Genomic DNA, 26,071 nt, shown 5'->3' on the forward strand with positions numbered 1-26,071 from the left:
TCGCCCGAAGGGCGGCCCCGCGGCGTCTGGTGCGTGCGATCGCAAGGCGGAGGGTCGCCCCGATACTGGGTGTATCGGGGTGAACCCGACAACGCAGCGAGTGTGCGTGCCAGGCGCCGCGGGGCAGGCGGGAGTTTGACGACAGGTCCTAGGAAGGGAAGCGGTTCAGCCCGCCACCACCTGCACGATCTCGCGCGGGCGGGCTTCGCGCTCGTCGTAGGCGACATCCAGCTCTGCCGCCTCGACGGCGGCCATGGACGCGGCGGCGGCCTCCTCGGACGCCCACTGCACCATGGAGATCACCGCGTCCGCCGACAACCAGCAGTCGGCCGACAGACATCCCGGTGTCCGCAGCATCACCTCGCGGACGCGGTGGACGCGGGCGATGAACTCCTCGCGGTGCGCGGCGTGCGGATAGTGACTGGCTATCATTCCGACCTTCATGATGCTCTCCTTGAGCGTTGGTGATTGACGGGTCTTGCCGAGGGGCGCCGGCCGGGTCCTGAGCCGGGGATGCCGGCCCCGGCCCGGCCCGGCCCGGCCCGGCCCGGCCCGGGCCGGTCATCCAGCGGGTACGTTGTCGGCCCGGTTCTGCCAGGCGCGTCCGATCAGGCGCATCAGCGCCGGGTCCACGAGGAGATGCCGGAACGGCCTGATCACGGCCATGTAGGCCGCGCCGAACCGGCCGTTCGGCTTCACCAAGACGGCCATCTGCCCCCGGTCCCACCCGAGCAGCCGTCCGAGCTTCCAGCGGAGCGCGAAGAGTCCGCGGGTGGCACCGGAGAACCGCCCGTCGCCGGAGGTCATCTGCCGTACGAGGCGCGGCAGGTCGTCAGGGCCGCCGGGCGTCGGCAGCGCCCAGACGTCCGCCAGCCGGAAGTCGGAGGCGAGGGCGTGGATCAGCCAGGGACGGGCGGTGTGCGCGCTGTTGGGCAGTCTCATCGGTGGACCGCCCTCGGTTCGGCGCCGCGCGGCCCGTGGGCCGACCGCTGCCTCCGCTTGTCCCACTCGGCCATCAGGCCGAACAGGGCGAACCTGTCGAGCACCGGCTGGCCGGGGTGGATCTCGCGGTAGCGCCGGTAGATGTTGACCACGACCCGTTCGGCGTCCAGCCACCCGCCGTACTCGGCCAGATCGACCCCGAACGCCGCCTCCTGGAAGTCCAGGCCCTTGGCGTACGCGGCGTCGGCCTGCTCGATGACATGGCCGAAGTAGTCGCGGACGGCGCGGATTCCGGTGGCGTCCGTCACCGGGCCGTGGCCCGGCACCACCGTGGACGCGCCGAGGCCCAGCATCGTGTCGCAGGCGGCGGTCCAGTTGGCGAGCGGGCCGCTCCAGACGATCGGGGTGCACCCGACGAACAACAGGTCGCCCGCGAAGAGCACCCCCGCGTCCGGAAGGTGCACGACCGTGTCGGCCTCGGTGTGGGCGGGCCCGAGGTTCAGCAGCCGCACCTCGCGGCCGCCCACATCGAGGGTGAGCCGCCGCTCGAAGGTCCGGTCGGGAGTGCGCAGCCGGATACCGCCGAAGTCGAACGCCCCGAAGCGGTCGCGCAGATAGGGGGTGAGCGTCGGCCCGAGGTCCATGACCTGGAGAGCGGCGGTCAGTTCGGGTGCCATCTCGGCGCGCATCTCGTGCGCCGTCCCCTCCGCGGTGATGACACACGCCGAGCCGGGGAGCAGCTGGCCGCCGTGGGTGTGGTCGCCGTTGGCGTGGGTGAGCACCGCATGGCTCAGCGGGTGCCGGTCCGTGACCGGCCGCATGCCGGACAGCATCTCGGCGGTGAGCGGCAGATCGTAGACCGTGTCGACGAGCAGGGAGGCGCCGTCGCCCGCGACGAGCCCCGCGTTGCTCCGGCCGTACCCGCCGTCGGGCAGCAGCCACGCCCAGACACCGTCACCGACCTGGTGCAGCCCCTTGGTGTACGGCACGGCGGAGGCGGCTCGGTTGACCCGCGGCCGACGGGGCTGCGCGGCCGGGTCGGGCCGGGCGGCGAGCGGCGGGGGAGGGGCACTGGCCCGTACGGTCTGCCGTACCTCCCCCAGCCCCTCGGCGCGCAGCGACACCACATCGCCGTCCTTGAGCCAGCCGCGGAACGCCGCGAGGTCCCCGACGTCGAGGTGTTCGAGCAGACAGCAGCCGGGAACGGTGCCCGAACCGAACACCTCTCCCGGCTGGATCTCCACTCCCCGGGACGCGTAGGAGATGACCTCACCGAACGACCAGTCCATGGAGTCGGTACGGCCCGCCCCGACCAACTCCCCGTTGACCTCGGCCCGCACCGCGACCGCGAGCCCGCCGTCCGGGCCGAAGGGCAGCTCGTCGGGCGTGACCAGCCACGGCCCGAGCGTGGACGCGCCGTCCTTGCCCTTCGCCTGGCCGATCCTGAGCTGGCTCTCCAGGCCCTGGAGATCGCGGGCGCTCCAGTCGCAGAAGAGGGTGTAGCCGGCGATATGGCCAGTGGCCTGTCCGGGCGTCAGGTCGCGGCCGGCTGTGCCGATCACCGCGGCGATCTCCAGCTCGAAGTCGAACCAGGCGCTGCCGGGCGAGATGGCGACCTCGTCGTAGGGGCCGACCACGGTGGCGGGGTTGGCGAAGTAGAAGGCCGGGATCTGGTACCAGGCCGGCTCCAGCGCTTCGGTGTCGCCGACGGCCTTGCGGCAGGCGCGCATGTGGTCGAGGAAGCACAGGCAGTCCCGGATGGACGGTGGCCTGGGGATCGGGGCTTTCAGTGTGACGTCGGCGAGCGCGACGACCTCGGCGGGCTCGGCGAGTGCGCGCTCGCCCGTCGGCCGCAGTGCGGGGCCGAGCAGGCCGAGCAGGGATGTGCCGTCCGGTAACGCGTGGATCAGGTCGCCGTGGAGGACGCCCGCCCGGTCGCCGTCGGCCGAGGCATAGGTGACGAAGCGCAAACCAACCTCCCGGAGTCTATGTTGGCCAGCATAGAATATTATGGCCAGCATAGAGGAGGTGGCGTGACCACGCGACGAGAGCGGACCAGTCAGGAGAGCAGCGGGCTGATCCTCCGGGCGGCGGCCGAGCTGTTCGCGGAGAAGGGCTATCGGCAGACCACGTTCGCCGATGTGGCCGAGCGGTCCGGCATCAGCCGGGGATCGATCCCCTGGCACTTCGGCAGCAAGGAAGGCCTCCTGCTGGCCGTCCTCGAACGCTCGGTGGACCTGATCCGCACTGAACTCGGCGACGCACCAACGGAGTTGACGGGACCGAAGGAGGTGGAGGCGGGATACGACCGCCTGATGCGGGGCGCCGAGGCCCTGTTCGCCCAGCCCACCACCAAGCTCTTCGTCACGCTCCTGGTGGAGGCCCTGGAACCGGGCTCGCCGATCCACGGCCGCTACGTCGAGATCCACCACACTCTGCGCGACCACTGCCGGCAATGGCTGGCGCGACTGCCGCTCCCGCCCGGCCTGTCCGCCGAGACGCTGGCCGTCACCCTCATCGGCGCCGGAATCGGCATCCACCAGCAGTGGCTCCTGGCACCCGACCGGGTCGACCCCGGGCAGGCGTTGGCCGCGCTGCGCACACTGGTGGTGGGGGCGCTGCGCACGGCCGGAGAGTGAGCGCGGACCACAGGGTCAGCGGAGCGTGTAGCCGCCGTCCGGATACAGGGTCGCCCCGGTCGTGAAGCCATTGGTGAAGAGGAACAACACGGTCTGGGCGACCTCGTCCTCCGTGCCGAGCCGGCCAAGCACGGTGTCCCTGCGGTACTGGGCGAACGCCGCCTCCCGGTCCCGCTCCGGGCGGTGAGCCCAGAGGTTTCCGTCGATGGTGCCGGGCGACACGACGTTGACCCGGACCGGCGCCAGCTCCACGGCCAGCCCCCGGCCCAGCCCCTCGATCGCGGAGTTGCACGCCGCGTAGGCAGGCGCCGCGACCGGCGGACGGGCACCCGCCGCGCCCGACATCAGCACGACGGAGCCGTCCTCCGCCAGCTTGGGCAAGGCGGCCCGGACCGCGTGGTACTGCCCCCAGAACTTGGAGACGAAGGGGCTTTCGGCGTCCTCGTCACTCAACTCCCGCATCGGCCCGACCCGGTACGAGGCCGCGGAGGTGAAGAGGTGGTCAACACGGTCGAGTTCCGCGAAGAACGAGGTGAGCGAGGAACGGTCCGTGGTGTCCACCGGCCGCCAGCTCGCCCGACAGCCGAGTTCCGCCGCGGCGGCGGCGAGGCGCTCGGGCGTCCGCCCGCCGAGGACGACCTGGGCGCCGGCCGCGACCGCCTGGTGGGCGACACGTAACCCGATGCCCGAACCGCCACCGATCAGGACCACGGTGCGTCCTTGAAGAGGTCCGGCATCGGGAAAGTCGTGGGGGTGGGAAGGCAGTTCGGTCATGGTCGGCTCCGTGGGGGTGTGGGGCTTCGCGGACAGCTCTCTTTCCCCACACCGCAGCGCGTCGGTCGATCAAGGTATTCCCGCCCGGTTCCGGACGCCCTCGCCCACCGACTGACTGATGTTCACGAAAAGTCCACGCGGATGTACAACCCTTCACATCCTTCCGAGGTCTGGTCACCGGAGTCAGCGGACTCCAGACCGATTCGGGTCCCGTCGACCGTGTCCCACGCCGCGGGGCCCCTTCCCTTTCGAGGAATACATGCGAACTCGAGCCACTGTTGCCGCACTGTCCGGCGCCCTGGCCCTCTCCGCTCTCACCGTCCCGGCCGCCCAGGCCGCGGACGCCCCGGGTGCCCGCGCCGCCAAGGCGCAGCTCTCGCCGTTCGTCGCGAAGTCCCCCGCCAAGGCCGAGGCGGACAAGGCGCAGGGCGACACCAAGATCACGAACGTCACCGTCAACGGCGGCAAGGACATAGTCGTCGGCACCAGCCTGAAGAAGACGTACACCGTCTCCGTGACCGCCACCGACCCGGCCGGCATCTACGACGGCTATGCGTTCCTGTGGCACGGCACCGACCTCAAGAACGGTGTCGACGGCGCCATGACGCCGGGCGTCGACCACGGCACCTGCAAGTCGGTCAACGCCACCACCTCCACCTGCTCGGTCACTCTCGTCGCCGACCCGAAGACCACCGTCTACGGGAACATCCTCGCCGGCCGGTGGCATGTCTTCGCCTCCGCTGTGGGCAAGGACGGCGACTCCTCCATCAAGGACAGCTACAAGTCCTCCTGGGTCAAGCGGGCCGCCCAGCTGACCACCAACGCCGCACCGGAGCCCGTGGCCAAGGGCAAGACCGTCACGGTCACCGGCGCCCTGAAGCGCGCCAACTGGGACACCGACAAGTACGCGGGCTACACCCAGCAGCCCGTGCAGCTGCAGTTCCGCAAGAAGGGCGCCGCCGCCTACAGCACCGTCAAGACCGTCAGGTCGGACAGCCGCGGCAACCTCAAGACGACCGTGAAGGCGTCCGTGGACGGCTCCTGGCGCTACGCCTTCGCCGGTACCTCGACGACCTCGTCGGCGAACGCGACGAGCGACTTCCTCGACGTGAAGTAGAAGCGAAGCAGGAAGTGACGTAAGAAGCGGAACACGACGTGAAGTCAGGGGCCCGAGGGGGAACTTCGGCCCCTGACGCGTCAAGCGCCGACCGCCCGGAACGGACGAGCGAACGGTCCGTTCCGGGTGGTCGGCGTGGTCGGCGTGGTCGGCGTGGTCGGTGCGGTCGTACCCCGCCGTCCCGGCCGGGTGCGGCGACGTGGCAGGCGGGGGCTGCGTGCGGTCCGTCTACGGATGCAGCACGACCTTCGTGTAACCCTCGATGCGCTTGTCGAACTTGTCGTAGGCCGACGGGGCCTGGTCCAGGGGCAGTTCATGCGAGACGACGAAGCTCGGCTTCGCCCGGCCCTCGATGATCATGTCGCGCAGCTGCCGGTTGTAGCGCTTCACGTTGCACTGCCCCGTCCCCATCCGGAGGCCCTTCTCGAAGAGCTTGCCGATCGAGACAAGGAGCATGCCCCGCTGGGACTGCTCATCCGGCCCGCCCGGGTCCGCCGGTACGTACAGGCCCGGAACGCCGAGGGCACCCGTGGCCCGCACCGTGTCGACGAGGGAGTTCAGCACGGTCGCCGGTTCCTCGCGCGTCGCGCCGTGCGCCATCGCCTGGTAGCCGACGGCGTCCACGCCCTTGTCCGTGCCGGCGCCCTCCGTCTGGTCCTTGATCTGCCCCACCGGGTCACCCTCGGCGAAGTTGATCGCCACCGCACCGATCTCCTCGGCCTTCGCCAGCCGCTCGGGCACCCGGTCCACGACGAACACCTTGCTCGCACCGCGCAGCAGCGCCGAGTAGGCGGCCATCAGCCCGACCGGCCCGCCGCCGTACACCGCGACGCTCTCCCCGGGGCGTACCTGGGCGAGTTCGCAGCCGTGGTAGCCGGTGGGGAAGATGTCGGCGAGCAGGATGAAGTCGCTCTCGTGCTCGTTTCCCGGTGGCAGCTTCAGGCAGTTGAAGTCGGCGTAGGGCACCCGCAGATATTCGGCCTGGCCGCCCGCCCAGGGTCCCATGGCGACATATCCGTAAGCGCCGCCCGCAAATCCCGGATTGACGGTCTGACAGAACCCGGTGAATCCCTCGACGCAATTCTTGCAGAATCCGCAGGCGACATTGAAGGGCATGACCACCCGGTCGCCCTCCTTGAGGGAGGTGATGCCCTGGCCGAGTTCCTCGATGATTCCCATGTTCTCGTGCCCGAAGACGATGCCTGGCTCGGCCGCTGTGCGTCCCTCGTACATATGCAGGTCAGAGCCGCAGATCGCGGTGGAGGTGACTTTGACGACCGCCTCGTTGGGGTGCTGGATGCGCGGCTTGTCGACATTCTCGACCGCTACCGAGAACGGTCCTTTGTAGACAACGGCTTTCATCTGCTGCCACCTCCCGCTCAGCGAAGAATGCGCATGACTTCCCGCCCCTTTGACGTGACCTATCACTCATGATTCTCCGGTCTGCTGGGCGGGGCAAGCCGCTAATGTGAGGGGAATATCCACTTCGGTATCGCAATGTCGCATCGAGCGGCGCAGTGGTGCACTGAGCGGCGCGGTGTCGCATCGAGCAGTGCGGCGTTGTACTGGGCGATGAAAGAGGGAGGCGGCACGTGGCAGCGCAGCGACTCGGGACCTTGCTCGTCCCGGTACCCGGCCTGTCCGGCACCACCTACCCGCCGGGTACCACGGTCACCGTCCGTGGTCGCGGTGCGACTGTCGATGCCTTTGTGAACGGAGACTGGCTCCCCCTGTCGTGGTGGGAGTTCTCCGACGGCCTCCGCGAGGACATCGCCGACCGCTGACCCGGGCCTCCGCGACCTCGCCGTACAGGCCGCTGACCGCTGACCTGGTACTTCCTGGGGCGACAGCAGCCCTCACAGCCGGGTGATGATCAACGCGATGTCGTCACGGGCGCCGCCGGTGAGACCGAGATGGGCGAGCAGGGCGTCGGCCAGCCGCTCCGGGCTCAGGGCCCGGAAACTGCTGAGGGCCGCCGTCAGCCGGGCGAGTCCGGCGTCGATGTCCTCGTCGCGGCGTTCGATCAGCCCGTCGGTGTACAGCACGAGGGTGTCCCCGGGGGTGTACGCCACCCCGGCCTGCGGGCGGGGAACGTGCTGGGGCCGGGCGCCCAGCGGCGGGTCGGTGGCCTGGTCCAGCAGCTCATGGCTGCCGTCCGCGTGCACCAGGACCGGGGGCGGATGACCCGCGTTGCTGTAGATGATCAGGCGGCTGCGGGGGTCGACCAGCGCCTTGACGGCGGTGGTGTTCAAGGCTCCCTCGACCGACCGGGCGTACAGCCCCAGCACCTCCAGCGCCTGGGCGGGCCGCTCCAGCGCACGGATCGCCGCACTCAGGGCACTGCGGAGCATGCCCATGGCCGCGGCGGCCTCCAGACCGTGGCCGACGACGTCACCGACCGCCACCGCGAAGCGGCCGTCGGGCAGGTCGACCATGTCGTACCAGTCGCCGCACACGTTCAGCGAGCCGGCGGCGGGCAGATAGCGCACCGCCACATCCCGGTGCCGGGCCAGATCGGGTGACTGCAGCATGGCCTCCTGAAGGGTCACAGCCACCTGACGCTCACGGGTGTGGGCCAGGCGCAGCTCCTCGTTCAGCCGCTGGAGCTCGCGCGCCCTGGCGTACAGCTCGGCCTCCAGGGCTTCGCGCTCGGTGAGCTGCCCGGTCGGCCGCTGATCGCGTCCGGCACGGGCCTGGACGAACGCGGTCACGTCCTCGACCCGGTGGATGATCCACGCCACGGACCCGTCCGGCCCCACGAGCGGCGTATTGACCGGCGACCACCAGCGCTCCTCGAACGCCCCGGGCCTGCCCATGAGGGGGATGTCGTACTTCTGCAGAGCCATCGTGTCGGGCTCGTGCGAGGCCAGGACCCGGTGCAGCGAGGCGTTCAGATTCCGTACCCCGTCGGCCTCGGGATCGGCGGGGTTGTCCGGGAAGGCGTCGAAGACATGCCGTCCGATCAGGTCATTCCTGGTACGCCTGGTCGCGTCCAGGTAGGCCTGATTGACCTCCACGATCACCAGGTCCGGCCCCAGCACCAGGTAAGGGCTCGGGGTGGCGGCGAACAGCGCCGCGTAGTCGATCCCTGACATCGCCGTCGCCTCCCTGACCTTCTCCGCGCGCCGTCGACCCCGCCTCCTCACGCTACGGTCCGCCCGCCGCACCCGCCCGCCCACGCCGTCGGCCCCACCCGCCTCCGCCATTCGGCGGCGCCGGACACCTCCTGACCGGCTCCCTCCTGTCGCGCACGGCGCCCTTTGCGAGTGGAGTGAGAGAGACACAAGCGCAGCCCGTGGAGGCGTCCGGCCGTGGGTACACGGCACTCAGCACACGCACGACGCCCCACTCGATCAAGGAGTGGCACCATGCCGGCAGGTTCGGACCGGAAGCGTGAGCGGCAGTACGAGCACATCAAGCAGAACGCGCTGGACCACGGAGTCTCGGAGCGGCGCGCCAAGGAGATCGCCGCCCGCACGGTGAACAAGGAACGCGCCCGCGCCGGCGAGGCGAAGTCCGCCGGCCAGGCCTCCCTCCGCGACCCCCGATCCGCCCCCCAGCGCGGCGGCGCACACTCCCACAGCGGCCCCCAGGGCCCGACCAAGGACCAGCTCTACGAGGAGGCCCGGAGGAAGAACATCGACGGCCGCTCCCACATGACCAAGGACGAGCTGCGCAGAGCGCTCGGGCGGTGAGGGCTGCCCCGTACGTGCGCACCGACTGACGCAGGTGCGCAAAGACGCGCACTCCGGTACCGGATGACCAGTGATCAGGTCGCGGCCAGCAGGAAGTCCTCGCCGCTTGACGGGCGGAGGCCGTCGGTGCGGTCGGAGAAGTAGCGCCCGGCGAGCGAGGCCCCCGACACGTGCCGGGCGTCCTTGAAGCCGGCTTCGCGGGCCAGTGCCAGCATGTCCTGCGGGGTGTAGAAGCTGATGAACGGTGTCGCGGAGGCTCGCGCGCCCTCCGTGCTCGCTCGGAGGCCGGGACGGTCGGCCTCGTCAAGGAGTTCGGCCGGCAGCAGGAAGGTCATGGCGAGCGTGGAGCCGGGGGCGAGCCCCGCGACCTGGCGCAGGGTGGCCACGGTGGCCCCTTCGGTGAGGTACATGGTGACGCCCGTGGAGACGATGACGGCCGGGCGGCCAGGATCGAAGCCGGCGGCGGCCAGCTGATCCGGCCAGGACGCACCGACCTCGAAGTCGACCGGCACGAGGTGCAGCCATTCCGGGATGCCGTAGCCGAGTTCGACCAGACGGCGGCGCTTCCAGGCCTGGGGGCCGGGCTGGTCGACCTCGAAGATCTGCAGGCGGGAGGCGATCTCCGGCTTGCGCTGGGCGAAGGTGTCCAGACCGGCCCCCAGGATGACGTACTGGGTGACCCCGCGGTCGGCCTGCTCGGTGATCAGGTCCTCGATGAAGCGCGCACGCGCCACCATGGCGGCCCGGAACGCGCTGGTGGCGTGCGGGTCCATGTCCGGGCGGTCGCGCCAGACCTCGCCGGGAGCCGCGATCCGCAGGCCGATCTCGTCCTCGACCACATGTGGCGGTGGATCGATCCGGACGTGCATCGCCCGCCAGAGGGCGGTCCGTACCGCGGTGCTGTCCGGTGCCTCGCTCTGCTCATCTGCCATGGTGTTCCCCCTCGTTGTGGTCGGTCCTCGGTGTTGTGGTCAGCCCTCGGCGGGAGCCTGGAGGCTCCACAGGCGCCCGTCGGGGTCCCGTACGGTCATCTCCTTGGTCCCGTAATGGGTGTCCTCGAAGGCCGTGACCACCTCGACGGCAGGATCGGGACGGAACGCCTCCGCATCCGGCACCTTCAGTACGACGCGCGTCTGGGGTTCCTGGTCCTCGGGGACCTCGGCGATGAACACGGACGGGCCGTCGCCGTTGCGAAGCCGGCCGGAGTTGTGGTCCGTCGCGAAGTCCAGCTCGTAACCCAGTGACTGGAAGAACTTCGCCGCCTTCCCCCAGTTGTGAGTCGTCAGGAACAGGGCCTCGATTCCTTCGGTCGCCATGTCAGCTCTCCTCATCGGCCGGTCGCTGCTTGCTGGGCTCATGGGCATCGTCGAGGTAGGCACGCAGCGCCTCGGCGACCAGCGCCGACAGCGACATGCCCGACTCGATGGCGCGGTACTTGACCTGCTTGATCAGTCCGATCGGCAGGTACACGTTGAACTGTTTGACGTCTTCATCACCCACGGGCAGATGCTAGCACGCTAGTAAGCTAGCAACGAGGGTGTCGTGCTCCCGCTCGTGTGGGCCCGAAAATGCATACCGCTCTCGCCGTGCGTGACTTACAGTGCCGTCCGAGCCGACCCGTTGAGGGTGCGGTGACTCCGGTGTTTCCGGCGGGAGACATCCTTGCCCGCCGGGGTGCTGGATTCCGTCCGGCAGGTGCTGTGGACCGAGGAGGGTGCGGTGGCGGTGAAGTTCCGAACTTAGCCGCCCGCCCGGAAGGTCCGGGAGCCCGGGCGGCGGTTCCAGAAGGAACGAGATGTCCCGTACGGACAAGACGAAGCCCCTGTGGGTGCGCCACGCGGAGCACCGCCCCCGGCCGGTCCACGATCACCGCTACGGTGCCTGCGATCTGCCGCCGCGCCCGACGCACGAGAAGACGGACACCCGCTGCCGGTGGGAAGACCCCGGCACGCTGCTGTTCGGCGGCACCTGCTGTGCGGGGTGCCATGCGCGCGCCTGCGTCAGGGAACGACAGCAGATGGTCAAGGAAGAGAACCGCAGGGAGCGTTACGCGGGCCGGCGGGCGGCACGCCGCTTCGCCACCGGAGAGGACAGCGACTGAGTCCGCTCCTCGTGTGGTCCGTGATCTGAACTGACGCTGAGCCATGTCCCCCGTCCCGGGCGGGGGACATGAGCGTGCCTGCCGGGAGGGGCGGTCAGGACCCCAGGAGCGGCAGGATTCTGCTGATGATGTCCAGGGCGGGCTGGGCGACTCCGGCCGCGCCGGTGAGGGCGGTGCGGAGGGTGGTGAGGCGGTTTCTCGCGGCGTCGTGGTCGGGGACGGCGAGGTCGTCGGCAACCTGAACGACGGTCTGTGCGGCCCGTTCCCTGTCCGCGTCGTCCAGCGGAACGGCGAGCACCGCGCGCAGCAGGGCGGCGAGTTCCTCCTCGTGCGGGACGTTTCCACGGGTGTTCTGGAAGTCGTGGAGGACCGTGTCGACCGGACGGTTGATGAAGGTGGTCTGGCCGTGGAAGTGGAAGTTCTCGGTCATGGCGGCTCCTGAGTGGGGGATGAACACAACCTGGTTCCCGTGCAGTTCGTACTGCCCGGCGTGGTCGGCCTGGGGACGCAGAGCGGCGAGGACGCGCTGCTCGGCGGCGCGCACCTTCTCGAAGGCCAGCTGATCGTGGTGTGACGCCGTGTCGTTGAGGGCGTGCAGCGCTTCCACCGCTTGCCGGACGCCGGCGTCCGGGTCAGCCGTGTGCCGTAGGCGGGGGCGACGGTTCGCGGCGGAAGTGCTCTGGTCGAGGTGGGGCCACCATGACGTCACAGGGGCCTCGTCGGGCTCGGTGGTGCCGAGGGCCTCGGTGATCGCGCCGAACAGGCGGCGGAAGGAGGCCGGTGAGGCGTCCTGGATCGGAAAGACCAGCCGCTGGGTGGTGTCGGCGCCCCGAAACAGCGCCAGGCACGGCAGTTGGGTCGGCGGAATGTGCAACGCACGGGCGAGGTCATGGCAGCGGTGCTTGTCGTAGGGCTGCCAGGAGAGCCAGCGCAGTGCGGAGAAGGCCCGGAAGAGCGGCGGTTCCAGGGTCTGCCGCCAGTACCGTCGGGCGCTGGACCAGCTGGCGGGGCGCTCCAGCACCAGGATGCCCAACTGAGGCCCGGTCAGGCCGTTGAGCTCATCGAAGTGGGTGCGCACGTAGGTGGCGATCCCGGTGTCGGCCTCGGTGTAGAGCAGCACACCCCACAGCCGGGGTGACCCGGTGACGCGCTCCGTGGTGGCCGCGACCTGCAGCAGGGAGAACATCTTCTCGGGATCGGGTACGCCCAGCATGAGGGCGTCCCGGTGGTACTCCCGCTCGACGTACAGCAGCACCACGTCGCCGTCGACGAGACCGGCCTCCGCCACCGTGGCCGACCGGAGGAGGTCAGCGCCTGCCAGGTCCGTCAACCGAAGCGTCCGGAGCGCGCCCTGGCCACCCGGCAGGGCGTACGGGCCTCCCTGATCCGCCACGAGCTGGAGCAGTAACTCGACCCTGTCCGGGGGGAGTTCGGCCTGCCACTTCTCGCGCAGCCGCCGCGCCTCGGCCCGCATCCCCTCTCGCACCTGCCGGCCCGTCGCCGGCGGCAGCCAGGACCGGCCGGCCGCATGCGTGACCCGCAGCACCTCGTCGAAGAGCTCCTCGGTCGGGGTGCCGGATGCGGTACGGACCTCCACCAGGCCGCCGAACACCCGCTCATCCGCCTCGTACCAGCGCCGGACCTGGCCCGCACCCCCGGGCTCCCTGGCGTGCCGGGGGTTCTCCAGGGCGCCGTGGACGTAATGGCGCACAGACCGCCGCGACTCGGGATCGTCGAACACCATGACGCGCAGTCGCACAGAGCCCCCTGGTTCGGTGTGAACGCCCCCTTCATATCGGCTGAGGCCGGCCCACGGCTACCACCGATCCGTCGGCCCCGGCGAACACCGCCCCGCGGCTCGCCCCGCGCGGATGCTCGTAGGGCAGCCACGCCGCCCCCGCCGGCGGCACACCCGCGTCAGCGCGTCGTGAGCACCATCCGGAAGCGGGCGGCGCCCGCCAGCATCCGCCGGTAGGCCTCGTCGGCCTGGTCCAGCGGCACGATCTCGACCATCGGCCGAATCCCGTGCAAGGCACTGAACACCAAGGTGTCCCGCACATCCTGCGCGGTGCCGGACGGGTGACCGCGGACGACCCTTCCGCTCAGGACCAACTGGGTGGGGTTGAAGCCCAGCGGTTCGGCGTCCACGCCGACCACCACCAGCTCACCGCGCGGGGCGAGCCCGTCCACGGTCGCCGTGATGGCCTCGGAGTTGGCGGCGGTGGCGAGGATCGCCCTGGCGCCGCCGAGGGCACGCAGCGCCTCCGCGACGGGCGTGCCCGCCGTGCTGTCGATGTAGTGGTGCGCGCCGAGTTGCCGGGCGAAGTCGGCCTTGTCGGCTCCGCGCGCGATGGCCACGGTCTCGAAGCCCATCGCGGCCGCGTACTGCACCCCCAGGTGGCCGAGTCCGCCGATGCCGAGCACGGCGACCAGGTCCCCCGGCCGTGCGGAGCTGCGCCGCAGCCCGTTGTACGTGGTCACCCCCGCGCAGGCCATGGGGCCGGCATCCGTCGCCGCCAGCCCGTTGGGAATCCGGGCCAGCGCGTCGGCCGGCACGATCACGCTTTCGGCGAAGCCTCCGTCGTACGACCAGCCGGGGACCTTCAGGTTCTCGCAGACGATGAAGTCGCCCCGCCGGCAGGGCGTGCAGTGGTGGCAGCTCCCGCCGAACCAGCCCACCACGACCCGGTCACCCACCTGCCAGCCGCTGTACGTCCCCTCGCCGACCGCCTCGATGCGTCCCGCGATCTCGTGCCCGGCGACCACCGGAAACCGGACGCCAGGAAACAGCGCGCCGATGAAGGCGGCGTCGCTGTGACAGACCCCGCAGGCCTCCACGGCCACCCGCACATGGCCGGGCCCCGGCTGCACCACCTCGCGCTCGACGATCTCCAAGGGCCCGTCGGCGGTGGTGACCTGTGCGGCTCGATACGTGCTCATGGGGGTTCTCTCCGGGTAGACGGCTCCCGGACCAGCAGACCAGCTCGGCCACGATCACGCGCGGCGGGGGCGGACCGGCCGGTGCGGTGCGGCGGAGACGGCTGAGCTGTTCGGGTGGTGTGGCGGGCCGGCTCAGCGCCGCCGCAGTGCCCACTTCTGCACGGACTCCAACGGACCGGCGGCGAACCGGCGCAGCCAGAGCGTGGAGCCCACCATGAGGACAGCGCACACCCCGGCCCACAGGCCCATCACCCACCAGGGGCGGCCCGTGTCCCCCCAGCGGGCGGTCAGGCCGAGTCCGATGCCGTAGCAGAGCAGCATGCACAGCAGGTTCTGCAGCACGTACGCGGAGAGAGCCGTCCGGCCGACAGAGGTGAGGCCGGTGGTCAACGGGCCAGGGCGGCGTGTCCGGCTCACCACCGCGCCGATCAGACCGATGTACCCGACGGCTACCAGCGGAGCGGCACAGTACCGCTCCAGCAGGATGAAGTCCCCGCCGCCCAGGGCGGTCGCAGCGGAGAGCGGTGCCCCCAGGCCCAGGCCCCAGCCGAGCATCCGCACCCGGATGCGCCGGCCCGTCTCGTCCATCGCGAACGCGCCCGCCCGGAACAGCCGCACCCCGAGCAGGAACAGGAAGACCATGAGCCCGAAGGCGAGCACCGGCTCCAGGCGCAGTGCGCCGGCGGTCTCCAGCCGGAACGCGATCTGGTCGAGGTAGCTTCCCTCCGCGTACAGGTCGACGACCCGCTGGGACACGCCGCCTCCGCTGCCATCTGCGTTCCCTCCGCTCCCGATCAGCAGCGCGGTGAGCGCGCACATCAGGGTCAGGTGCAGCCCGGCCGCCCCCCACATGACGCGCCGTCGTGTGCGTATCGACCGGGCCAGCAGCCAGGCGACAAGGAGTGCGGTGACCGCGTAGCCCATCAGGACGTCCCAGGCGAAGACGAGGACGAAGTGCACGGTGCCCTCGGCGAACAGGAACAGCGCCCGCCACCGGTAGCGGCCCGGCCAGGGCTCTCCGCGCCGGGCGGCGGAGTCGAACTGGATCGCCAGGCCGACCCCGAACAGGATCGTGAGCATCGAGAAGGACTTGCCGTTCGCCACAAGCTGGAACAGGCTCTCGGCCGCCGCCGGTACGGACCCGTATCCGGCGTGCCCGGAGCCGTTCTGCAGGAACCCCCACTCGGCGCCGGGACTGGTGAAGACCCAGACGTTGGTCATGAGCGTGCCGAGAATCGCGGTGCCGCGCAGTACGTCGAGCAGCGGGAGCCGGCCACCTCCGGCATCGGATGAATGGGTCGGTGAGCGCAGTGTCTGGGCCATGCCTTCATCATTGACGCGCCCCGGCCGGCATTCCTCGTGAGTGCAGACGAACCGTCATACATCGAAAGATGCACCCGCTGGGGAGAGGGCTTCCCTCTGTGGTCGGACTGTGGCCGGACGGGGGGGGGGGGGGACGCCTTGGTGATCGTTCAGCCCGACATCATTTCCCTGTCCGAACTCCGGTGGCCGACGGCAAACTTGGAAGGGCGCAGAAAGGGGGCACCTTACTGATGCTCTTAGGCGAGGGGATACCGGTGCACGGGCGGCAGGTCCGGTAGCAGGCCGGGCCAGACGACGTCGAGGACGTGGGCGCTGGGGGTGAACAGGTCGGCGGTCAGGGCCGGGAGGTCGGCGGGGGCGTGCCACTCCCAGCGGTGGATGAGGTGCGGCTCGCGCACTTCCGGTGTGCCACGGAAGTCGACGACACGGACGGCGGCGGTCACCCGCGGCATGCCGTGTACGGAGTCCATCAGGAGTGCCAGCAGCCGTGCAGCGGATGCCTCGGCCCGCAGGCCGGTCTCCTCCGCGAGTTCGCGCACGGCGGCCTCGACGAAGGACTCGTCACCGTCGTTCTTGCCGCCGGGCAGCTCCCATGTCCCCTTCAGCGACCGGCCCAGCAGCACATGGCCCGCCGCGTCGGTCACCACGACGCCCGCACCGGTCAGCGCATGCGGGGACGGGCGTCCCTTGCCGCGGTACGTCACCGGCCCCGAGGCGGGATCGCGCAGCACGAGGCATGCCAGCCCGTCGGTGTCATGACGTTCGACCGTGCGCCAGTCGGCGGACAGCAGGGTGATCTCGTGTTCGTCGAGTGCGGTCCGGCGGCGGTCGGCAGGCACCGCGGCCGCGAGCGGGGTGATCACCACGATCGCGCCGCCGGGACGCAGCCGTTCGCGCAGCCGGTGCATGACCCGGGTGCGGTCTCCGATGAACGCGTAGCTCAGCCGGAGGGTGATCAGGTCGTACGAGGTGTGCGGGTCGTCGAGGGAGTCGCGTGCGATGTCGCGCCGCAGGTAGCGCACCGTGCCGGAGGCCGGTGGTGTCCGCTCGGCGATGTCCAGGGCCGTGGCCGAGTGGTCGACGGCGTCGACGGTGTAGCCGGCGGCCGCGAGATGGCGGGCGAGTTCGCCCAGTCCGCAGCCCACGTCCAGGGCACGGCCGCCGCCGGGCGGTGCGGGGACGTGTTCACGGAGCAGGGTGTGTTCGGCGTCGCCGAGCGGGCGGAAGGAACGGCCCGCTCCGTAGTGGGCGTCCCATGCGTCCTGCGTGACGTGTCCCATCGCGCACTGCCTTTCAGCGTAGTGGGGGAGTGGAGTCGACCGGACGTGCCGGTCGCGTGCCAAGGAGCGTGTCATCTCGTTGGATCGTGCCAGGGATCGTGTCATCTCGTTCCGTGGTGACACCGCACCGTCCGGCCAAGTGAGGTGCGGGTAGCGGGGTTTGGCGCTGCTGGGGGAGGCATCGGTGCAGGTGGGCGAGGGGACGGGGGCGGTGTCAGTGCCCGCCCCTACAGTGTCCGCATGATGGCTGAGACACCGCCGGAGAACTCCCCGCAGCGCCTGCTGCAGACCTGGCTCGACGACCTGCCGTATCAGCTGCTGCTCCTGGAGAAGGCGCTCCTGCCCGAGGAGTTCCCGTTCGACTACCGCCCCGAGTCGCTGGACGCGCTGGAGGCCCGGCTGCTGGAGCACGACGACTCCGTGCAAGAGGGCGGGGAGCGGGCGGAGTTCGTGGCGAGCGCGACGGCGTACCTGGGCGAAGTCCTGCTCGGCGTGGCGGGCGGTGCCTGGGGCTGGAACACCCGGCCGGTCGGTGATCTCCCCGGGCAGCCCGTGGTCTGCCCGGACCCGGAACTGCATCTCTCGCCCGTGGCACCGAAGTTGCTGATCTCGTACGCGCTCCGGGTGCGCACGGGGACCGCGTTCGCCGGGGAGCTGGAGCGGCTGCGGCAGGCCGTGACGGCGCGGCAGCGGGCGATACCGGGGTGGGCGCCGGTCAAGGAGCACACCCCGCATGTGGACCCCAGCGAGCCACTGCCGGAGCATCCGGTGCTGACGGCATGGCTGGCCGAGCGGAGTGGGGCCCTCGCGGACTGGACCAAGGAGGCGTTCGACGGGGCGTGGCGATGGAATTTCCATCCCCGCACGCTGGACTGGCTGGAAGCCGTCATACGACAGCGGTTCGCCGGGGTGGAGGAGTTCGACGCCGCGCGCGACGAGCCGTTCGTCCAGGGCGCGTGCTGGTACCTGGGCGAGGTGATCCGGCGCAACAAGGGGGCGGTGTGGCAGTACCTCCCCTTCGATCCCGACGCCGAGCCCTGGGCCCTGGGGTCGCGGGAGAACGTGTGGACCGAGGTGCCGTTCGTGGACCAGCCGGACAAGCGGGTCGGAGGTGCGGCGATTCCGCTGGGGTGCCTGCGTGAGCTGTTCCCTGAGGCGGGGACGGAGGCGGACGCCGGGCCGCAGGAACGGCGGGGCGCGCTGCGGGATGAGCTGCTCCCGTTCAGGGCGTCCTCGTACGCACACGTGGGAGCGCTCCTGACACGGATGGGCATGGTGACCCCGGAGAAGGCCGACAGCGTTCTCACGAGGTACGCCGAGTTCGCCCACGAGGAGCTGCCGCCCCACGAAGTGCCCGATGCGCTCGAAGCGTTCGGCGTCGCGGTCTCGGCCCACGCGGATGATGTCGACGATCTGGAGGAGAGCTACACGCACCTCCTGGAGGAGGCCGCGGCACTCACCGACGGCGCGGTCACTTTCACCGGTGTCAGGCTCTATGGCGGCGAGTACGGCGACCACCTGGAGTTCGCCCGCAACGGCGTCCTGGTGACCGAGGAGACCGAGCACCAGTCGCACGACTACCTCGACCATCTGGCCGTCATGCACCTCATGGGCCATGCCGATCCCGACCCCGACGACGACCCGCGCCGCTTCTACTTCGTCGACTTCGTGCGCCTCAGGGACGGCGGCTACGAGAGCTACTACGTCTTCGCCGCACCGGAAGAGGCCTCCGTACTGGAGAAGGAACTCGGCCTGGATCTGCACTGAGCGGGGCCCTGTGAGCCCACCGTCGGCGTAGGACGGCTGCCTCCGGGCTGGCACCATGAACGCCCATGAAGGATCACACAGCACCGTCAACCGCACCGACAGACGAAGCTCTGCGGCTCGTCACCAGCCGCTATCCGCACGCCCTGGGCGCGATGCTCGGCGGCTCGGCCGCCCGGGGCCGCGCGACGCCGACCAGCGATCTCGATGTGGCCGTGCTGCTTCCGGATACGGACACCAGCCGCCGCGAGGTGATCCGCCACGACGGCCGCCTGGCCGAGATGTTCCTGCACACCCTCGCGGACCTCACGGGATTCTTCGCATGGGACAGAGCCCGCCGCCGGGGCACCGTCCTCTTCGTCTACGACCAGGGCGTACCGCTGCTGGACCCGCACGGCCATGTGGCCCGAGCTCGCGCACAGGCCCGAGCGGTCCTCGCGTCCGGACCGCCCCCGCTCACCCCGGCCGAGTGGGAACGCGGCCGCTACCTCCTCACCTGCTTCATGGACGATCTGGTCGACACCCCGCCCGCCGACCGTCACGAACAGCTCGTCCTGGCCGACTCCACCCTCCGCGAGGCCGCGCATCTGCTGACCGCTCACCACAACGCCTGGACGGGCATCGGCAAATGGCTGCCGCGCCGACTGCTCAGCGCCGATCCGGAACGCGGCAGGGCCCTGCTGGACGGCCATCAGGCCGTGGCCGAAAACGGTGACCCCGCCCCACTGGCGGCCGCGGCCGAGCACCTGCTCGACCTGCTCGGCGGCCCACTGCGCGAGGGATACACCCAGCACTGGGACGTGTGACCGCCTCGAAGGTGACGGGCCCGCGTGGGCCCCACCTGCGCTTGCGTGCCGCCGCACTTTCGAACCTTTTCGAATCCTGTGTCACCACTGTGCAACAAGTGCTTGAATCGACCCTGACGCCGGGCAGCGCCCGGGGGATGAGGGGCCTTCCGTGACCGGGAAGACGCCTCGCCCAAGTCGGCAACACCGTTGATTCAAGGGGGAGAAGAGACATGGAGCGCAACTTCGTGCGGACGGTGGCCGCGGGAGCGTTGAGCACGGTGACACTGGTCGGGATCGGCGCGGCCACCGCGGACGCCACCACCACAGCCACTCCGCAGGCGACGACCACGACGGCAGCTGACTCCGCCTCCACCGAGGTGGGCCTCGCTGCCGCCAAGTTCTACCTCTTCAAGGACGACGACCGGCGCGGCGGATACGCCTATGTCAGGGGCTCCGACCGCGACCTGCGGAACAACCGCTGGCTCAGCGGACCGCACAAGGGCCGCACGATCGACAACGGCACCAGCTCGGTCAACAACACCACCTCCCATTTCGTGGTGCTGAGCGACCACCCCGGCAGCTGCGTCGGGCCGCACTACTACTCCAACGCACACAGCTCCGACAACGACCTGTCGAACAACGGCTTCGACAACAAGGCCAGCTGTGTGACGTTCCGGTAGCAGGAGCAGTGCGGTGGGGCGCCCGGCAGCGGTCCGCCCCACCGCGCCGCCGTGCGTAGTAGAGGCCCACCATGCCCTTCCGCCATATCGCCGCCGTCCTGGCACTGCTGGCGCTGGTCACCGGCTGTTCGTCCGGGGTGATGCCGTCCCCGCCGCGCCACAGCGCGCGGCCCCTCGCCGTACCGCCCCCTTCGGAGGACGTACGCCGCCTGGTCCTGCCCTTCGACACCTACGCGCTCTCCGGCCCCGATGTCCACACCATCGAAGCGGCCGAAGACGTCCTGATCCGCGACTGCATGCGCGCCCGGGGAAGAGGATGGACCGCGCTTCCGCGACCGAGCGCCGTCGACCCCGACCCGCCGCAGCGACGCCGCTACGGGGTCATCGAACCGGATGTCGCCCGCCGGTTCGGCTACCACCTGCCGCCGCCCGCGCCGGAAACGGCTCGACGGGAGGAGATCTGGCGGGCCCGGGAGAAGATGCCACGTGCCGCGCAGCTCGCCGCCTACGGAAAGGACGGCGTCAGCGGGTGCTGGAAGAAGTCCCACGGCCAGCTGCTGCGAGGCGTCCCGAAGGTCAGTACGGCGCTGTTCAACCGGCGCATCCGTGAGGAGTTCACGGCCTCCCGGAAGGATCGTGCGGTCAACGCCGCTATCCGTTCCTGGAGTGCCTGCATGAAGCGGAACGGATATCGTGCCGCGGACCCGCTCGCCGCGGCCGGCAACGACCGCTGGACGACATCTCCCCGGCCGTCCCGCCATGAGATCGCGACGGCACAGGCCGACGTACGGTGCAAGCGGCAGACCGGTCTCGTGACTGTCTGGGCCAAGGCGGAGACCCGGCTGCAACACGGTGTGGTGGGCCGCCACGCCGCGGAATTCCGGAAGCTCGCCGCCCAGAAATCCGACTGGCTCAAGGCCGCCCGCCGGGTCATCCGCGGCGCCGCCGCCTGAGCCGAGTGGCCGCCCACTGGGCCACCTTGCTGGGGTGTCCTTGCCCGCAGGCATCACTGACCGTGTCCGCCCGCCCCACCACTGCCGTGAACCGTCAGTGACATGCAAACCGTCGGTGACATGCGAACGGTCAGTGACATGCGAACGGTCAGTGACGAGGGTGGCTCTCGCGGCCCCGGACGGCGCGGTCCGCCGCACCCTGCCGTCGGCGCGCATGTCTTCCCCCGCCCGCCGACGATCGAACGCGGTGCGGGGCCGGTTCACCCGTCCGGCCCTTCCGCGATGGCCCGGCAGAGTGCCCCGGTGTTCCATGAGCAACGGATGGAACCGCACCCACGGCGCTGGCGGCGGCTTGTTCCCTGCCGTCCAGCCCGCCCCCACCAGTATCAGGGAGAGGCCCATGTACGAGATGCGCGCCGGCCCCTCGACGACCGGCAGCTCAGGACAGGTGTGGCACGTCATGGCCAAGCAGGACGCCCGTTCCACCCTGTGCGGCCGCAAGCTGGCCACCCATGGCCCCCGGCCATCGGACCAGGAGGACGACCCCACGGCACGCTACTGCTCGCCGTGCATGACCGCTTTCCGCGACCTTCTGGACGTCAACGCCGCCCCGGCTCCTGAACACAAGCCGGCCTGACCGTCCGGCCGAGCCCGGGGAGACACGGTGGTGTCTCCCCGGGCTCGGATTGCGCACGGCGGGCACATGTGCCGGGCCCGCCGTGCGCAAGGCCCCGATCCGTGTGCGGGTGGAGTTGTCTATCCTGCGGCGGACGGCGCGCCGGCCGGAGAGGTCGGCCTGCTGGGGTGGTACCCGTCGGCATCCGGATAGACGTCCCGGTATATGGCACGGGAGACGGTCTCTATCGTTTCGATGCCGTAGTCCCACCCCTCCTCCGCAGGGCGTCCTTCGGGAACCCGGTTGTTCTCGGTGAGGACGACCAGCCCGGAGTCATAACCGTTCTCCGTGAGAACCGCCATGCTGTTCACCTTCCAGTCACCCCTGTCGAAGGCGTCGACGTCAGGGTTCTGGCTGCGCTGCAACCAGCCGTTCTTGACATGGACCACGGAGTCGAGCGGAGCGCCCGCCGTGGCCCCCCACCGCTGGACGCTCTGCACATGATTCATGAGGTCAAGGGCGTAAGAACGAGCCTTGCCGTTGAGGACCGAGTCGTCGTTTCCCGTGAAGAGGCGCAGGAGTTTGGCCTGGTCGGCCGCGGTGACCTGCGTGAGGCCCCAGACGCCCTCCTTGTCGAGGACGGTGTGGTCCATCCCGGCCTTGTCGAGGAACTCCTGGACCCTGACCGGGTTCGGCTTCGCGGGATCGCGCGGATCGGACAACCGCTTCCACAGTGTGGTGGCGGACGCGTTGTCCGAATCAATGATCATTTTGCGTGCGAGGGCGTCCTCTTCATCGGTAAGGGTGCCGTTCCTCTGGTAGAGCAGGGCCCCGAGAATGATGGTCTTGGCCACACTGGCGGAGTCGTACTCTTTGGCGGCGTCGGAGGTGCAACTGGTCCCGGTGGGCCGGTCGAAGAAGGAGAGCGAGGCCATGCTCTTCCGGCCTTCCAACGCCCTGGCTATATCGTCCTCCAGCTTCGTGGCCAGCCTTTGGTCAGAGGAGGTGCACTGAACCGTTGACGTGGCCTTCTCGGCGGCACGCTGCGGCGCCGCGACGGACGGTGTGGCGGCTGCGAGGGGTCCCGCAACCGCTCCCACTCCGATGGCCGCCGCGGTGACGGTCGAAGCCCATTTCATATCCGATCAGAGTCCTTTCGGGGGGGCTGAACAATTGGTTTGTGGGGAGCGGGAGTTGCGGCTCTTGCGTGAGTGAAGGGGAGGGGTGTGTGCGGGGTAGCGTCAAAGAGCTGATGACACGTCAGTGTGAAGGGCCAACTCCCCTTCCTTGCCTGCGAGTAAGTCCATAAGGCCGGCTTGTTGGGCCAGTAGTGCGGCCTGCACCCGGCTGCCGCACCCCGTCTTCGCAAGGATCGCCCCGACGTGGGACTTGACCGTTCCCACCCCGATGCCCAGCCGTTCGCGCGGATCAGTTCCTTTGGCCCGGTCAGCCGCGTCCGGTGAACTTCTGTCCGACGCCGAGTTGTCGCAGTTCGGCGAGGACTTCGGGGTCCTGGGCGTCGAGCCAGTCGCACAGCTGCCGGAAGGAGACCAGCCGGACGTCCTTGTGCTTGTCGTCGGCGATGTGCTTGATCGCCTCCTCGACGGCGTCCATGTAGATGCCGCCGTTCCACTGCTCGAAGTGGTTGCCGACGAAGAACGGCGCCCGGTTGGTCTCATAAGCCCGCCGGAAACCGGAGATGTAGGCCTCGGTGGCCTGCTTGCGCCAGCCCGGGTAGTTGGCCGGCGGCGCCTTCGTGGAGGCCTGCGACTGGTTGGCCATGATGTTGTAGTCCATGGACAACACCTCGAAGGAGTGCCCCGGGAACGGCATTTGCTGGAGCGGGAAGTTCCACACCCCCTGCTTCTTGTCGGGCCAGACCTGCAGCCCGCCCGACGAGCTGGCGTCATAGCGCCAGCCGCGCTTCCGGGCCGTCGGCAGCAGGTTGTCCTGCCCCAGCAGACAGGGCGTACGCGCCCCCACCAGTTCCTTGCTGTAGTCGAACGGCAGCGCCTCGATATCGGTGAAGCCGGTGTTCGTCCGCCACTTGGTGACGAAGTCCATGGCCTGGGATATCTCCGAGTCCCACTGCGCGGGCGTCCAGTGCGCGACGGAACCGGAGGCGGTACCGCAGAAGTGACCGTTGAAGTGGGTGCCTATCTCGTGCCCCTCCAGCCAGGCCGCACGCAGGTTCTTGAGCGTCTGCCTGATGTGGTCATCGGTGAGGTAGGGGATGTCGGAGGCGCCGACGGGGTTGTTCGGCGGCCGGTACAGCCGCTTCTTCGACTCGGGCAGCAGGTACAGCCCCGACAGGAAGAAGGTCATCGACGCGTTGTGGTCCTGGGCCAGCTTGCGGAACCGCGGAAACAGCCCGTTGCCGACCTCGCCCGCGCCGTCCCATGAGAAGACCACGAACTGCGGCGGCTTCTGCCCCCGCGCCAGCCGCTCGGGCTTGCCAGGCTGCTTCGGCTGCTTACCGGTGTACGCGGTCGAGCCGTCGCCGATCGGTTTGCTCTTCGCCTTCTTTCCGGGCTTGGCCGAAACCTTTCCGGATTCCGAGGCGTCGGAGGAGCAGCCGGCGACGGACAGTGCCGTCGCCGCTCCTACCCCGAGTCCGAGCATTCCTCGTCGACTGATCTCACGCATAGCGGTCCTCATCGCATGTCATCGCATGTCATCGCCCTGAAGTGCCTCAATGGGCGCCCAGAGAGATGGGCGGGTGGACGCCGAGGTTCCGTTACGGCGACGAAACTCAAAAGATGGACCGCACGGCAACGGAGGGTCGTTAACCGGTCACCGATGAGCTGGATCGGTGCAACGCACATACACGGCGGTTCGGGGCGGCGTCGGTGTCCCCGCTGGCGTGGCGGGGCGTGGCGGGGCGTACGACCTGCGGAGGGCCGGGGAGCCGTGCGGAGAGGCACCTCCGGGGGAAGTCGGCCCAGGCCGGGGCGTACCACCGGGGCAGGGCCGACGGCTCCAGCGGGGCGTCGGGCTGATCAGGCTGTGTCGCGCCCGGCGCCGATCAGCCGGGGTCCCGGTCCCGCCCCGCCGCGGTCCTCCCCACCGTCAGGGCCAGCCTGCGCACTCGGCGCCAGTTCATCGGCGGCTTGCCGCGCGGCGTGCCGGGACGGTGGCGGGGCAGCCGTACGCGCAGGGCGCCCGGTTCGATCCAGCAGCGTACGGGCGTGGGCACGGTGAGGGCCTCGCCGTCGACACCCGCCGGGATGACGGGCGCATCGGCATCGATGACCACCTCCCGGGCGGCGCACGAGGCCAGCCCCTGCCCACGGCGGCCGCGCAGCATCGAGGCCGCCTGCACCGCGTTGTCGACCGTCACACCGAGCACCCCCAGGACGCCGGAGTCCAGCCGTTCCCGGCGCCCCAGCCCCGCGGGATCTCCCATCCGGTAGGGGTTGTTGCTGACCAGCACGGCCTGCGGCGCGTCGACGGTCATGGCTCCGGCCCGCACCGTCAGGCGCGGACCGCTGTGGTGGGTCAGCAGGTCCGGCAGCAGCTGAAGGGTGGTACGCGCCTTGTCGTCGCGGTAGGCCGGGCTCTGCACCACGGTCGCGTAGGCGCCGAAGGAGGCGTTGTTGACGAAGACCCGGCCCGGGCCTTCCGCCGTGGGCCGCCCGACGTCGATGAAGCCCAGGTCGATGCGCAGCTCGACGCCGTCGGTGAGCGCCTGGAGGCAGGCCGAGGGATCTTCACGGTCGAGGCCGAGGTCCATGGCGAAGTGGTTGCGGGTCCCGGCGCTGATGACGACGAACGGAACGCCGCGCGCCGCCGCCACACCCGCGACCAGCGCCTGGGTACCGTCGCCGCCGGCCACCCCGAGCAGGTCGGCACCGTCGTCGACGGCCCGTCTCGCCAGCTCGGCCACGTCCTGCGGATGCGCGGGATCGAGCTCGACGACCTCGGCGCCGAGCGCCCTGGCCCGGTCCACCAGGTGAAACCTGCCGACCTTGCCGCCACCCGAACGCGGGTTCATGATCAGGAAAGGCCGTCGCGCAGGAGTGACCTGGTGTTCCCGAGGGGGCGCCGGGCCGGTGGTCTCCGTCAGCGCCGTTCTGCCCGTGAAGACGGCAAGCGTCCACAGGGCGAGCGAGACCAGGACCACCCACAGCAACCCGGCGACCGCGTAGAGCACCAGGACGACAACCGGTGTGGCCGCCGCCAGCACGAAGGCGAGCACCCTGATCACCCCGGTGTGTGCCAGCACCCACCACAGCCCGGCCGCCGTCAGAACCAGTCCGGCCAGCCCCACGCCCACCAGCGCGACGCTCCGCAGCCCGGCGAACACCAGCAGGACCAGCAGCGCCGCCGCTCCCGCCGCCAGCGCCAGACGTGCGGCCCAACGCCTGTCCACACGCACCCGCCTCCCGCCGACTCCGCTGCCCCTCCTTCCTCCATTGCACGGGTGCAGGCGGCGAAGCGCATCATCTGGCGCGGGCGG

At 70.2% G+C, this 26,071-nt stretch carries 26 protein-coding genes and 1 pseudogene; 10 read left to right on the forward strand and 17 right to left on the reverse strand.

What is annotated here, in order from left to right; all coding sequences use genetic code 11:
• Positions 1 to 165 precede the first annotated feature (165 nt).
• The 3 genes from ACWC9R_RS30240 to ACWC9R_RS30250 all read right to left on the reverse strand — a co-directional run bounded on the left by ACWC9R_RS30240 (position 166) and on the right by ACWC9R_RS30250 (position 2,912).
• A complete protein-coding gene (locus tag ACWC9R_RS30240) occupies positions 166 to 444 on the reverse strand; it encodes an antibiotic biosynthesis monooxygenase (RefSeq protein ID WP_450736249.1) in 279 nt (92 codons plus the stop codon).
• 117 nt (positions 445 to 561) lie between these two features.
• On the reverse strand, positions 562 to 942 hold the full coding sequence (locus ACWC9R_RS30245; protein WP_450736250.1) for a DUF2867 domain-containing protein: 381 nt from the start codon (positions 940 to 942) through the stop codon (positions 562 to 564).
• Positions 939 to 2,912: a fumarylacetoacetate hydrolase family protein gene (locus tag ACWC9R_RS30250; RefSeq protein WP_450736251.1), complete on the reverse strand. Its 1,974-nt coding sequence runs from the start codon at positions 2,910 to 2,912 to the stop codon at positions 939 to 941. The genes ACWC9R_RS30245 and ACWC9R_RS30250 overlap by 4 nt, the downstream gene beginning before the upstream one ends.
• A 63-nt stretch (positions 2,913 to 2,975) precedes the next feature.
• On the opposite strand from ACWC9R_RS30250, the gene ACWC9R_RS30255 reads away from it, so the two are divergent.
• Complete coding sequence (locus ACWC9R_RS30255; RefSeq protein WP_450736253.1) at positions 2,976 to 3,581, forward strand: TetR/AcrR family transcriptional regulator; 606 nt, start codon at positions 2,976 to 2,978, stop codon at positions 3,579 to 3,581.
• A gap of 15 nt (positions 3,582 to 3,596) precedes the next feature.
• Here the strand turns inward: ACWC9R_RS30255 and ACWC9R_RS30260 are convergent, their stop codons facing one another.
• The gene (locus tag ACWC9R_RS30260; RefSeq protein ID WP_450736255.1) at positions 3,597 to 4,355 is read right to left on the reverse strand and encodes an SDR family oxidoreductase; all 759 of its coding nucleotides are present in this window, start codon (positions 4,353 to 4,355) and stop codon (positions 3,597 to 3,599) included.
• Between the two features lie 259 nt (positions 4,356 to 4,614).
• Between ACWC9R_RS30260 and ACWC9R_RS30265 the strand changes: the two genes are divergently transcribed.
• Positions 4,615 to 5,472: a calcium-binding protein gene (locus tag ACWC9R_RS30265; protein ID WP_450736257.1), complete on the forward strand. Its 858-nt coding sequence runs from the start codon at positions 4,615 to 4,617 to the stop codon at positions 5,470 to 5,472.
• A 228-nt stretch (positions 5,473 to 5,700) separates the two neighbouring features.
• Here ACWC9R_RS30265 and ACWC9R_RS30270 read toward each other — a convergent pair whose 3' ends face one another.
• Positions 5,701 to 6,834 carry a glutathione-independent formaldehyde dehydrogenase gene (locus ACWC9R_RS30270; RefSeq protein WP_450736259.1) on the reverse strand — a complete coding sequence of 378 codons (1,134 nt, stop codon included), beginning with the start codon at positions 6,832 to 6,834 and terminating at the stop codon, positions 5,701 to 5,703.
• A 230-nt stretch (positions 6,835 to 7,064) separates the two neighbouring features.
• Between ACWC9R_RS30270 and ACWC9R_RS30275 the strand changes: the two genes are divergently transcribed.
• Positions 7,065 to 7,256, forward strand: a complete 192-nt coding sequence (locus ACWC9R_RS30275) for a hypothetical protein (RefSeq protein WP_030931808.1) — start codon at positions 7,065 to 7,067, stop codon at positions 7,254 to 7,256.
• Positions 7,257 to 7,328: 72 nt separating this feature from the next.
• Here the strand turns inward: ACWC9R_RS30275 and ACWC9R_RS30280 are convergent, their stop codons facing one another.
• On the reverse strand, positions 7,329 to 8,567 hold the full coding sequence (locus tag ACWC9R_RS30280; RefSeq protein ID WP_450736261.1) for a PP2C family protein-serine/threonine phosphatase: 1,239 nt from the start codon (positions 8,565 to 8,567) through the stop codon (positions 7,329 to 7,331).
• 273 nt (positions 8,568 to 8,840) lie between these two features.
• Here ACWC9R_RS30280 and ACWC9R_RS30285 point away from each other — a divergent pair, with 273 nt between their 5' ends.
• The gene (locus tag ACWC9R_RS30285) at positions 8,841 to 9,167 is read left to right on the forward strand and encodes a plasmid stabilization protein (protein WP_450736262.1); all 327 of its coding nucleotides are present in this window, start codon (positions 8,841 to 8,843) and stop codon (positions 9,165 to 9,167) included.
• Between the two features lie 74 nt (positions 9,168 to 9,241).
• Here ACWC9R_RS30285 and ACWC9R_RS30290 read toward each other — a convergent pair whose 3' ends face one another.
• Genes ACWC9R_RS30290 through ACWC9R_RS30300 form a run of 3 tightly spaced genes read right to left on the reverse strand, consistent with a single transcriptional unit; the run spans position 9,242 to position 10,667 of the window.
• Positions 9,242 to 10,099 (reverse strand): class I SAM-dependent methyltransferase, encoded by an 858-nt coding sequence (locus tag ACWC9R_RS30290; RefSeq protein WP_450736263.1) that lies wholly within the window; start codon positions 10,097 to 10,099, stop codon positions 9,242 to 9,244.
• 39 nt (positions 10,100 to 10,138) lie between these two features.
• Positions 10,139 to 10,483 (reverse strand): VOC family protein, encoded by a 345-nt coding sequence (locus ACWC9R_RS30295; protein WP_450736265.1) that lies wholly within the window; start codon positions 10,481 to 10,483, stop codon positions 10,139 to 10,141.
• 1 nt (position 10,484) lies between these two features.
• Entirely contained in the window at positions 10,485 to 10,667 is a 183-nt protein-coding gene (locus ACWC9R_RS30300) for a CopG family transcriptional regulator (RefSeq protein WP_450736267.1), read from the reverse strand.
• 295 nt (positions 10,668 to 10,962) lie between these two features.
• Here ACWC9R_RS30300 and ACWC9R_RS30305 point away from each other — a divergent pair, with 295 nt between their 5' ends.
• A complete protein-coding gene (locus ACWC9R_RS30305; RefSeq protein WP_450736269.1) occupies positions 10,963 to 11,268 on the forward strand; it encodes a hypothetical protein in 306 nt (101 codons plus the stop codon).
• Positions 11,269 to 11,362: 94 nt separating this feature from the next.
• On the opposite strand, the gene ACWC9R_RS30310 is transcribed toward ACWC9R_RS30305, so the two are convergent.
• The 4 genes from ACWC9R_RS30310 to ACWC9R_RS30325 form a co-directional block, all read right to left on the reverse strand.
• A complete protein-coding gene (locus tag ACWC9R_RS30310) occupies positions 11,363 to 13,027 on the reverse strand; it encodes a hypothetical protein (protein WP_450736271.1) in 1,665 nt (554 codons plus the stop codon).
• 158 nt (positions 13,028 to 13,185) lie between these two features.
• A complete protein-coding gene (locus ACWC9R_RS30315; RefSeq protein ID WP_450736273.1) occupies positions 13,186 to 14,208 on the reverse strand; it encodes an alcohol dehydrogenase in 1,023 nt (340 codons plus the stop codon).
• 132 nt (positions 14,209 to 14,340) lie between these two features.
• Positions 14,341 to 15,531 carry a DUF418 domain-containing protein gene (locus ACWC9R_RS30320; protein WP_450736275.1) on the reverse strand — a complete coding sequence of 397 codons (1,191 nt, stop codon included), beginning with the start codon at positions 15,529 to 15,531 and terminating at the stop codon, positions 14,341 to 14,343.
• A gap of 236 nt (positions 15,532 to 15,767) precedes the next feature.
• Entirely contained in the window at positions 15,768 to 16,811 is a 1,044-nt protein-coding gene (locus tag ACWC9R_RS30325) for a bifunctional class I SAM-dependent methyltransferase/NUDIX hydrolase (RefSeq protein ID WP_450736276.1), read from the reverse strand.
• A gap of 240 nt (positions 16,812 to 17,051) precedes the next feature.
• Here ACWC9R_RS30325 and ACWC9R_RS30330 point away from each other — a divergent pair, with 240 nt between their 5' ends.
• The 5 genes from ACWC9R_RS30330 to ACWC9R_RS30350 all read left to right on the forward strand — a co-directional run bounded on the left by ACWC9R_RS30330 (position 17,052) and on the right by ACWC9R_RS30350 (position 21,633).
• Entirely contained in the window at positions 17,052 to 18,578 is a 1,527-nt protein-coding gene (locus ACWC9R_RS30330; RefSeq protein ID WP_450736277.1) for a hypothetical protein, read from the forward strand.
• 65 nt (positions 18,579 to 18,643) lie between these two features.
• Complete coding sequence (locus ACWC9R_RS30335; RefSeq protein WP_450736279.1) at positions 18,644 to 19,381, forward strand: nucleotidyltransferase domain-containing protein; 738 nt, start codon at positions 18,644 to 18,646, stop codon at positions 19,379 to 19,381.
• A gap of 212 nt (positions 19,382 to 19,593) precedes the next feature.
• Positions 19,594 to 20,043 (forward strand): hypothetical protein, encoded by a 450-nt coding sequence (locus ACWC9R_RS30340; protein WP_450736280.1) that lies wholly within the window; start codon positions 19,594 to 19,596, stop codon positions 20,041 to 20,043.
• Between the two features lie 71 nt (positions 20,044 to 20,114).
• Positions 20,115 to 20,996: a hypothetical protein gene (locus ACWC9R_RS30345; protein WP_450736282.1), complete on the forward strand. Its 882-nt coding sequence runs from the start codon at positions 20,115 to 20,117 to the stop codon at positions 20,994 to 20,996.
• Between the two features lie 400 nt (positions 20,997 to 21,396).
• Positions 21,397 to 21,633, forward strand: coding sequence for a hypothetical protein (locus tag ACWC9R_RS30350; RefSeq protein ID WP_450736283.1), 237 nt, complete (start codon positions 21,397 to 21,399; stop codon positions 21,631 to 21,633).
• A 119-nt stretch (positions 21,634 to 21,752) separates the two neighbouring features.
• On the opposite strand, the gene ACWC9R_RS30355 is transcribed toward ACWC9R_RS30350, so the two are convergent.
• The 4 genes and pseudogenes from ACWC9R_RS30355 to ACWC9R_RS30370 form a co-directional block, all read right to left on the reverse strand.
• Entirely contained in the window at positions 21,753 to 22,751 is a 999-nt protein-coding gene (locus ACWC9R_RS30355) for a serine hydrolase (RefSeq protein WP_450736285.1), read from the reverse strand.
• Between the two features lie 165 nt (positions 22,752 to 22,916).
• A pseudogene (locus ACWC9R_RS30360) lies at positions 22,917 to 23,030 on the reverse strand (LuxR C-terminal-related transcriptional regulator); the annotation flags it as partial.
• Between the two features lie 28 nt (positions 23,031 to 23,058).
• Positions 23,059 to 24,258, reverse strand: a complete 1,200-nt coding sequence (locus tag ACWC9R_RS30365) for a hypothetical protein (protein ID WP_450736287.1) — start codon at positions 24,256 to 24,258, stop codon at positions 23,059 to 23,061.
• A gap of 379 nt (positions 24,259 to 24,637) precedes the next feature.
• Entirely contained in the window at positions 24,638 to 25,984 is a 1,347-nt protein-coding gene (locus ACWC9R_RS30370; RefSeq protein ID WP_450736288.1) for a diacylglycerol/lipid kinase family protein, read from the reverse strand.
• Positions 25,985 to 26,071 lie beyond the last annotated feature (87 nt).

The sequence above is a fragment of the Streptomyces sp. NPDC001219 genome (assembly GCF_053597915.1).